Annotated in this window: 13 protein-coding genes; 3 read left to right on the forward strand and 10 right to left on the reverse strand. The window is 65.2% G+C overall.

Going from position 1 to position 8,644, the window contains the following annotated elements:
* The coding region (locus tag EN964_RS15890) for an EamA family transporter (RefSeq protein ID WP_164775834.1) at positions 1-394 on the reverse strand (394 nt) is incomplete at its 3' end.
* 96 nt (positions 395-490) lie between these two features.
* Here EN964_RS15890 and EN964_RS15895 point away from each other — a divergent pair.
* Complete coding sequence (locus tag EN964_RS15895; protein WP_127271370.1) at positions 491-976, forward strand: MarR family winged helix-turn-helix transcriptional regulator; 486 nt, start codon at positions 491-493, stop codon at positions 974-976.
* Between the two features lie 191 nt (positions 977-1,167).
* On the opposite strand, the gene EN964_RS15905 is transcribed toward EN964_RS15895, so the two are convergent.
* From EN964_RS15905 to EN964_RS15920, 4 genes are read right to left on the reverse strand one after another with little or no spacing between them, the layout of a single operon-like run.
* Positions 1,168-1,593 (reverse strand): DUF1178 family protein, encoded by a 426-nt coding sequence (locus EN964_RS15905; protein WP_023811158.1) that lies wholly within the window; start codon positions 1,591-1,593, stop codon positions 1,168-1,170.
* Positions 1,590-2,456, reverse strand: a complete 867-nt coding sequence (locus EN964_RS15910; protein WP_127271363.1) for a carbon-nitrogen hydrolase family protein — start codon at positions 2,454-2,456, stop codon at positions 1,590-1,592. Before EN964_RS15910 ends, EN964_RS15905 begins: the two co-directional genes overlap by 4 nt.
* A 10-nt stretch (positions 2,457-2,466) precedes the next feature.
* A complete protein-coding gene (gene grxC / locus EN964_RS15915) occupies positions 2,467-2,736 on the reverse strand; it encodes a glutaredoxin 3 (protein ID WP_127271365.1) in 270 nt (89 codons plus the stop codon).
* Between the two features lie 27 nt (positions 2,737-2,763).
* On the reverse strand, positions 2,764-3,564 hold the full coding sequence (locus EN964_RS15920) for a ComF family protein (protein ID WP_127276529.1): 801 nt from the start codon (positions 3,562-3,564) through the stop codon (positions 2,764-2,766).
* A gap of 65 nt (positions 3,565-3,629) precedes the next feature.
* On the opposite strand from EN964_RS15920, the gene EN964_RS15925 reads away from it, so the two are divergent.
* Entirely contained in the window at positions 3,630-4,505 is an 876-nt protein-coding gene (locus EN964_RS15925) for a class I SAM-dependent methyltransferase (RefSeq protein ID WP_127269619.1), read from the forward strand.
* Positions 4,506-4,532: 27 nt separating this feature from the next.
* Here the strand turns inward: EN964_RS15925 and EN964_RS15930 are convergent, their stop codons facing one another.
* From EN964_RS15930 to argJ, 5 genes are all read right to left on the reverse strand, one after another.
* Positions 4,533-4,718, reverse strand: coding sequence for a Flp family type IVb pilin (locus EN964_RS15930; RefSeq protein WP_013529446.1), 186 nt, complete (start codon positions 4,716-4,718; stop codon positions 4,533-4,535).
* Between the two features lie 109 nt (positions 4,719-4,827).
* Positions 4,828-5,142 (reverse strand): hypothetical protein, encoded by a 315-nt coding sequence (locus EN964_RS15935; RefSeq protein WP_013529445.1) that lies wholly within the window; start codon positions 5,140-5,142, stop codon positions 4,828-4,830.
* A gap of 128 nt (positions 5,143-5,270) precedes the next feature.
* Positions 5,271-5,693 carry a (deoxy)nucleoside triphosphate pyrophosphohydrolase gene (locus EN964_RS15940; protein ID WP_127269618.1) on the reverse strand — a complete coding sequence of 141 codons (423 nt, stop codon included), beginning with the start codon at positions 5,691-5,693 and terminating at the stop codon, positions 5,271-5,273.
* Positions 5,686-6,438, reverse strand: a complete 753-nt coding sequence (locus EN964_RS15945) for an N-acetyltransferase (protein WP_127269617.1) — start codon at positions 6,436-6,438, stop codon at positions 5,686-5,688. Before EN964_RS15945 ends, EN964_RS15940 begins: the two co-directional genes overlap by 8 nt.
* Before the next feature lie 29 nt (positions 6,439-6,467).
* A complete protein-coding gene (gene argJ, locus EN964_RS15950; protein ID WP_127272359.1) occupies positions 6,468-7,709 on the reverse strand; it encodes a bifunctional glutamate N-acetyltransferase/amino-acid acetyltransferase ArgJ in 1,242 nt (413 codons plus the stop codon).
* 170 nt (positions 7,710-7,879) lie between these two features.
* Between argJ and EN964_RS15955 the strand changes: the two genes are divergently transcribed.
* The coding region (locus EN964_RS15955) for a caspase domain-containing protein (protein ID WP_206528723.1) at positions 7,880-8,644 on the forward strand (765 nt) is incomplete at its 3' end.

Genomic DNA, 8,644 nt, shown 5'->3' on the forward strand with positions numbered 1-8,644 from the left:
CTCCTGATGTTCTCGGCCATCCCGCATCTGGGCGCCGGACACGCAACAGGATCGAGAACACCAGTGTGATGACAGGCGACAGGGTGAACATGATGCCGGTGTAGCCGGCGCCCAGATGCGGGATGGCCGAGAACATCAGGAGGTTGGGGACGGCATAGGACACCGCGGCGGTGACGAAGAAATAGCGGAATTTGTGCGCGGTGAGCCGGACCCGCTGGCCGCGAGCCAGGAGCACGCACAGCAAGACGCCGCCGGCGCCGAGCGAGATGACGAAGGCCCAGACCATGGCCGGCACGCCGGCAGCCGTGGCGAGCTTGCCGAATGGCAGCGTCAGGCCGAGCAGGCCGCCGGTGACGACCAGCAGGCCGAGCGCCGAATCCCAAAGACGTTTCATTGACCGAATCCTGTAGCGCGGCCCTTGGCCGGCATTGCATGTTAAGATAAGATAATGGAAAGATTCTTAACGTCAAGATATATGATGGTGAGACAGTTGGACAGGGCAGCACGGGCGATCGAGCAATGGAAGCGGGAGCGGCCCGATCTGGATGTCTCGCCGATGGGTGTGCTCGGGCGGCTGAACGAGGCCGCCTCGCTGATCGCCCGCGAGCGCCTAGCGCCGTTGTTTGCCCGTTATGGATTGCAGTCCGGGGAATTCGACGTGCTGGCCACGCTGCGCCGTTCAGGCTCTCCCTACGCGCTGACGCCAACCGCCCTCTATGAAGCGACGATGGTGACGTCAGGCGCCATGACCAACAGGCTCGACCGGCTCGAAACGTCCGGATTGATCCTGCGCGGGCCGCATCCCAACGATAGGCGCGGCATTGTCGTGAGGCTGACCGACAAGGGCCTGGCCTTGATCGATGAGGCCGTCACTGCCCATGTTGCCAACGAGCACGAGATTCTCTCGGGCTTGACGCCGGCGGAACGGGAGACGCTCTCTCGGCTGCTGGAAAAGCTGATCGGGAGCGTGAGCTAATTTCTGTTGCGATCCTTCGCGCCCCCCTCTGTCCTGCCGGACACCTCCCCCACGAGGGGGGAGATTGGCAGCTTCGACACTGCGCCTGCCACGTCAGAGATTGGCGAAGGCCTAGGTGACGTCCGATCTCCCCCGTGGGGGAGATGTCCGGCAGGACAAAGGGGGGCGCTGTCCCGCTGGCGTCGAAAGACTCAGTTGCGATCGTCCGGGAACACCGGGATCGGCATGAACTCGACGCCGTCCTCGGCCAGGCTCTTGGCCTCGTCCAGCGTCGCCTCGCCATAGATGCCGCGCGGGTCGCTCTCGCCGAAATGGATCTTTCGCGCTTCCTCGGCGAACTTGTCGCCGACATAGTCGGCGTTCTCGCGCACCTTCTCGGCCATTGCCTTGAGCTGTGCCAAAGCCTGCTTCTGCGCCTCGCCCATCGCCAGCGCTATTGTTTCCTGTTTGCGCGCCGTGGAGACGGCCGGCGCCATCAGCGCCTTCTGCACCTTGTGCGATCCGCAGGTGGGGCAATCGACAAAGCCGCGCTTCTTCTGGGTGTCGAAATCGTCGTTGCTGCGGAACCAGCCTTCGAATTCGTGCTCGTGCTCGCAGATCAGGGCAAAGCGGATCAAGAGGCTGCACCCCTGAGCCGCGGCGCCTCGCCCGAACCGGCATTGACGGCGAAATCCCGTGCATTCCTGAGGTTGGGGATCTTCTTGCGCGCGGCAAGCGACTGCGCCGGGTCGATCTCGGCGACGATCACATCAGGCTCGTCATGCGCGGCTTCCGCGATGATACGGCCCCACGGATCGACGATCAGCGAATGACCGTAGGTCTCGCGGCCATCCTCATGCAGGCCGCCCTGCGCGGCGGCGATGACATAGGCGCCATTCTCGATGGCGCGGGCCCTGAGCAGCACGTGCCAGTGCGCCTCGCCGGTCTGACGGGTGAAGGCGGCAGGTACGGAAAGCAGATCGGCGCCGGCCAGTGCCTCGGCACGGAAGAGCTGCGGAAAGCGCAAATCGTAGCAAACGGCGAAGCCGAGCTTTGCACCCTCGATCTCGGTGACGACGGCCTCGGTGCCCGGTTCGTAGGCAGCGGATTCACGCCAGCTCTCACCATTGTCGAGGTCGACATCGAACATGTGGATCTTGTCGTAGGTGGCGAGCGCAGCACCATCCGGGCCAAACAGCAGCGCCCGGTTGGCGAGCTTGCCGTCGGCCCGCAGGATGGCGGTCGAGCCGATATGCAGGAAGACGCCGAGTTCCCTGGCCAATCTGCGCGCGGTCGAAACGACGATGTCCTTGTCTTCGGACGTAAACGAGGCGGCGCGAGCTTCCTTGTCGCGGATCAGCGCGCCGGTCATTTCCGGCGTCTGGATATAGGTGGCACCTAGGCTGGCTGCTTCGCGCACCAGCCGTTCGAGATCCACGGCGTTGCGCTCGGGACTCTCGCCTGAACGCATCTGGATCGCAGCGGCTTTGAAAACACCCATCGTCATTCCCTCAATTCGTCGCGCCGTTGGCGAGCAGTTTGTCCAGCCGGCCTTCGGCCTCTAGCTCGTGGAGGTCGTCACAGCCGCCGACATGCGTATCGCCGATGAAAATCTGCGGAAAGGTCGTGCGGCCATGCGCCCGGGAGATCATCTCCTGGCGCAGTTCCGGCGAGAAGGAGGCATCGTGCTCGGTAAAGGCGACGCCCTTGCGCTCGAGCAGCCGCTTGGCTGCCGTGCAATAGCCGCACATCATGCGGGTGTAGATCGTGACATCGGCCATGACGAATTTCCGCTGTTCGTTGCCGACTTATATAGTCGCGGACTCGTCCGCCCGGAAGTCCCCCGGCAACACACGCGCAAAGGTCAGCACGTCGACGGCGGCCGCACCGCCCCTTTTCAGCGCCTTGGTGGCGGAACGCACCGTGGCGCCGGTGGTGTAGACATCGTCGATCAAAAGCACCCTGCGGCCGGCGATCTCGATTTCCGCCTCGGCGGGTACCCGAAAGGCAGCCCGCACATTTTCCTCGCGTTCCCCGCGCTCCAGCCCGACCTGCTGGCGGGTGAGTTTCACGCGACGCACCGCCGAGGGGGCGAAGGGCAGTTGACTAAGCGTCGAGACCGCCCTCGCCAGTTCCGCCGATTGGTTGAAGCGCCGCCTGAAAAAGCGCCGCCAGTGCAGCGGCACCGGCACCACCACATCCGCCTCGGCGATGAGATCGGCACCGGCGCGAACCATCCAGCGCGCCATCCAGGGTGCCAGATCCGTGCGATCCTGGTATTTCAGCCCCTGCACCATCTGGCGGGCAACGCCGGAATAGGCGACCGCCGCCCGCGCCCGCTCGAAAGGCGGCGGATCGGCAATCGCCTCGGCCGACAGAAAGCCTTCGCCCATAAGGTGGGTGAACGGCGTGCCCATGACCGGGCACCATGGCCGCTCCAGCAGCCTGAGCTTCGGCCAGCAGGCGCCGCACAGCACGCCTGGCTGCGAGACATGCCGGCGGCAACCGGCGCAGACCGGCGGAAACAGCATACGCGCCGGCCAGCCGACAACCGACCGGGCCAGGTTCGTGATCGCGATGGACTTGATCTTGGGCATCGGATCGGCCACGTGGTTGCTCCTGCGCGCCACTATATCAACGATCCCGGAGCGTGGACAAACAAAGGATCTGCCCGTTGCAGCCGATAATGGATACCTCTCTATGGCTGGCGCACAAGCGGCGCGCGCTTGCCCATCCGGTCGACGGTGCGGACTTCCTCATGCGCCGCACGGCCGAGGACCTTGCCGACCGGCTGGGCGCCGTCGAGCGCAGGTTCGGCAAGGCGGCTGTGCTGTTTTGCCAGACGCCGGCGGCGGCAGAAACGCTCGCCGAAAGCGGCAAGGTCGCCGACATCGTCCGCGTCGAGGCGGACACGGCCTTCCTGAGCGGTGGCGGCGCCGGCTTGATCGCACCGCTCGAAACCGTGCCGTTCGAAGCGGAAAGCCTCGATCTGGCGGTGTCGCTTCTGTCGCTGCAGGCCATGAACGACATCCCCGGCATGCTGATCCAGATCCGCCGTGCGTTGCGGCCGGATGGTCTTTTCCTCGGCGCCTTTGCCGGCGCCGGTACGCTTTTCGAGTTGCGCGAAAGCCTGCTTTCGGCCGAGACCGAGCTTTACGGCGGCGCCAGTCCGCGTGTCGCCCCGTTCACCGACGTGCGCGATGCCGGTGCGCTGCTGCAGCGCGCCGGTCTCGCTCTGCCGGTCGCCGACGTCGAGACGGTGACGGTGCGCTATGCCAGCCTGTTCAACCTGATGGCGGATCTGCGGGCCATGGGCGAAACCTCTGCGCTCACCGATCGCAGCCGGCGGCCGGGCTCGCGCAAGCTGTTTGCCCGCGCGGCGGAAATCTACGCCGAGCGGTTTTCCGACCCCGACGGCCGCGTGAGGGCAAGTTTCTCGATTGTCTGGATGTCCGGCTGGGCGCCCGACGCATCGCAGCAAAAACCGCTTAAGCCAGGGTCGGCCAAGGTCTCGCTGGGAACAATCCTGGAGGCGCCCGGCGGGCAATGATCCTGCCCGCAGGCGCGGAAAGCCGGATCAGGGCGTGGGTGCGAAAGCGTTCGCAAGCTTGCTGTTGTTGTCGCTGAACAGCCAGATGATCCCGTCGCGGACCTCACCGATACCGCCGACGATGGCCAGCGACAGCACGGCGATGATGACGCCATATTCGACGGCCGTGGCGCCGGTCTCGTCGTTCAGAAAACCCAGCAGCACTGCTTTCATGGCCTCAACCCCTCTGTCCGGGACCTTACAGCCGACCTGTTAAGAAAGGTTAACGGCAAAGGCTTAACAGGCGATGAAACCGCCGCCTTTCCGAAATCTCTTAACCATGTCAGCAGTCGCCGCTGCTCCTGCCATTGGACCTGATGATGCAGACCGAGCTCGGTTGCGGCTGCAGCACGCTGCGGCGCAGCGTGTAGGTTTCGCGATGGCCGATCGAGCCTGTCGCCGCCATGTCAAGCCCGCCGAAACCATCACGGGCCGACAGCGAGCGTGTCTGGCTGTCGAGGAAGGGGGTTGCGATCAGCGCCAGCGCCACCGCGGCCGAACCGAACAGCAGCGTGATGCGCAATATGCCCATGCCCGCATCGGCGGCGCGAAAACCGCGCTCGGGCCGGATCGAGTCCCAATCCCTGTCTAGGCTCATGCTATCGCTCCCCGGCAAATCGACGGCTCGGCCGCGAACGGCCATGCTTCAATTTTTCACGACGAGATAAATCTTCCATTAACGCTGGCTGATACACGCCTCGACCAGGAACCGACCGGACGCGAGCCTCAGAGAAGATCGATGAGGAACGGGATTAGCGGCGCATCGGCCGGCGGCATCGGATAGTCGCGCATCTGCTTTGGCCGCACCCATTTCAGCGCCTGCCCTTCCCTGGGATGGGCGATGCCGCGGAAGCGGCGGCAGATGAACAGCGGCATCAGCAGGTGGAAATCGTCGTAGGAATGACTGGCGAAAGTGAGCGGCGCCAGGCAGGGAATGTCGGTTTCGATGCCGATTTCCTCATGCAGTTCGCGAATGATGCATTGTTCGGGCGTCTCGCCGGGCTCGACCTTGCCGCCGGGAAATTCCCACAATCCGGCAAGTTGCTTGCCCTGAGGCCGCTGCGCCAGAAGCACCCGGCCGTCGGCATCGACCAGCGCGCAGGCGGCGACCAGGAGCAGGCGTTTGCCGGCGGTCACGACATTATTCATGACCCGGCGGCCGGCGGTAGTGGTAGCGATAGACTTCCTCGAAGCCGAGCGAATGGTAGAGCGCCAGCGCCGGCACGTTGTTGGCCTCGACCTGCAGCCAGGCTTCCCGCGCGCCCCGCAGCCGCGCCCATTTCAGCGCCGACAGGATCAGGTTGCGGCCATGGCCCTTGTTGCGCGCCGATCTGTCGGTGGCGACCTCGAACAGGCCGGCGAGATCGCCGTCATGCACGCAGATAAGCGTCGCCAGCGCCTCGGCTCCATCTTCGAGCGCGAACAGCCCGGCTTCGGGCTGGATGGCGCCGATGATCTCTGACAGGCCGGGGCGCAGCGAAACATCCGAACCGCTGACCTTGAGCAACGCGCCGATGAAGCGGCTGATGTCCTTGAGCGGAATCTGGTCCATGGCGGCGTCGAGCTGCGCGCCGGCCAGCGGCAGCCGCATGACCAGCGACTCGTCGAACCGGCTCCAGCCCTCGCGGTCGAGATGGCTGGCGAGATCGGGACCCGACAGCGGCGACATGCGGAACGTCAGCGGCCTTCCATAGGCATCGAAACGGCGGCTGGCCCGTCCGATACGGTCGGCCATGTGCATGATATCGCCGGGATCGAGCGGATTGACCGAGTTCAGCCGCTTGGCCGGATGGCCGGCGGTCAGCCGCACCACCCAGGTGCCGTCATAGTGGACGGCGGCTGCCGGCCAGGCGCGAAAGCCGGCCGCCTCGTAGCGGCGTACGATCGCGAGCATGCTTGCCGGATGCCTGGAGCTCAAAACCGTCAGCTCCGATAATCGCCATTGATGGCGACATATTCCTTGGTGAGATCGCAGGTCCACACCGTCGCCTTGCCGCGGCCGATGCCGATATCGGCACGGATGCGGATGTCGTCGCGCTTCATGTAGGCCGACGTCGCGGCCTCGGAGTAGCCGGGGTCGCGCTCGCCTTCATGCGCCAGCCTGTTGTCGCCGAACCAGATCGACAGCCGGTCGCGATCGGCGGGTTCGCCGGCCTTGCCGACGGCCATGACGACGCGGCCCCAATTGGCGTCCTCGCCGGCGACCGCCGTCTTGACCAGCGGCGAATTGGCGATGGACAGCGCGATGCGCTTGGCCGAGCGCGCCGATTTGGCGCCGGTGACGGTGACTTCGACCTGCTTGCGGGCGCCCTCGCCGTCGCGCACCACTTGCAGCGCCAGCGATTTCAGCACCTTGCCGAGCGCCCGGCGGAACGCGCCGAGACGGGCATCCTTGGGATCGGTTATCTCCGGCGCGCCGCGCTTGGCGGCCTTGCCGGTGGCGAAGATCAGCAGCGTGTCGCTGGTCGACGTGTCGCTGTCGACGGTGACCGCGTTGAAGGACTTGGCCGTGCCGCGCGACAACAGATCCTGCAGGACGGGGGCGGCGATCGGCGCATCGGTGGCGATGAAGGAGAGCATCGTCGCCATGTCGGGCGCAATCATGCCGGCGCCCTTGGAAATGCCGTTGATGGTGACTTCGGTATCGCCGAGCTTGACGGTCGCAGTCGCCAGTTTCGGATAGGTATCCGTGGTCATGATCGCCTTTGCCGCCTCGGTCCACAGCCCGGGCTTGCCGTTGCTGACCAGCCCGGCCAGCAGGTGGCTGAATTTGCTGGTGTCGAGCGGCTCGCCGATGACGCCCGTCGAGGCCAGGAAAACCTCCGTTGCCGTGCAGCCGGCCGCCTTCGCCGCCGCCTCGCCGGTCAGCGCGGTCGACTCGCGGCCTTTCTTGCCGGTGAAGGCGTTGGCGTTGCCGGAATTGACGACCAGCACCCGGGCCTTGCCTGCGCCGAGATTCTGCCGGCAGAAATCGACCGGCGCCGAAGGGCATTTCGATTTCGTGAACACGCCGGCGACCGCGGTGCCTTCATCGAAGACCATGGTCAAAAGATCGGTGCGGCTCTTGTACTTTATCCCTGCCTCGGCGGTGGCGATGCGCACCCCTTCGATTTCCGGCATTTTGGGGTATTTCTTCGGCGCGAGCGGCGAAATCGTCGTGGACATGGAGGCCTCGGGCGGGAAAAATCGCAGGGGAAGGCCGGTTTGCCCGATAGACCGCGCGGGCGCAAGGGCGTTTTCGTCGCTCTTGCCCGGGAGTTCGAACCCGCTCGTGGTTAGGCCTGCATTGCAAATCCGATGGCGTCGCCGGGGCCGATGGCGTTATGATCTGCCCCATGGGCAGGCTTGCGATCCTTGCATGGGCATTTCTGGGACTTTTGCTGCTGAGCGCGGATGCGCAGCCGCAACGGCGCGTGGCGCTTGTCATCGGCAACGGCACTTACGCCGAAGCCGGCACGCTGGCCAACCCGGTCAACGACGCCCTCGACATCGCCGACAAGCTGCGCTCGATCGGCTTCGAGGTGATCGAGGGCAATGATCTCGGCAAGCGTGAACTCGAACGCAGCATCGGCGCGTTTTCCGATGCGCTCCAGGGCGCCGGCGTCGGGCTTTTCTACTATGCCGGCCACGGCCTGCAGGTCGACGGGCGCAACTACATCGTGCCGGTCGACGCCAGGCTGGACGTGCCCGTCAAGTTGCAGCTCGAAGCAGTGCCGATCGACGAAGTCCTCGACATCATGGAACAGCAGACCAAGGTCAGCCTGGTGTTTCTCGATGCCTGCCGCAACAATCCGTTTGCCCGCAGTCTCAGCCGCACCGCCACCACGCGCTCGGCGAAGGCGCTGGCCGGGCTGGCGCAATTCGATTCGACGCGCGGCTCGTTCATCGCCTTCTCGACGGCACCTGGCGCTGTCGCCATGGACGGCAGCGGACGCAACTCGCCTTTCGCCGCCGCCCTGCTGCGCCACATCGCCGAGCCCGGCCAGAGCATCAACGACATGATGATCGCGGTGCGCCGCGACGTGGTTTCGCAAACCCGCGAAACCCAGCGCCCCTGGGAGCAGGGATCGTTGCTCGAACGCTTCGAATTCGTCTCGGAC

Origin of the sequence: Mesorhizobium sp. M7A.F.Ca.CA.001.10.2.1, assembly GCF_003998575.1 — a bacterium.
GTDB lineage: Bacteria > Pseudomonadota > Alphaproteobacteria > Rhizobiales > Rhizobiaceae > Mesorhizobium.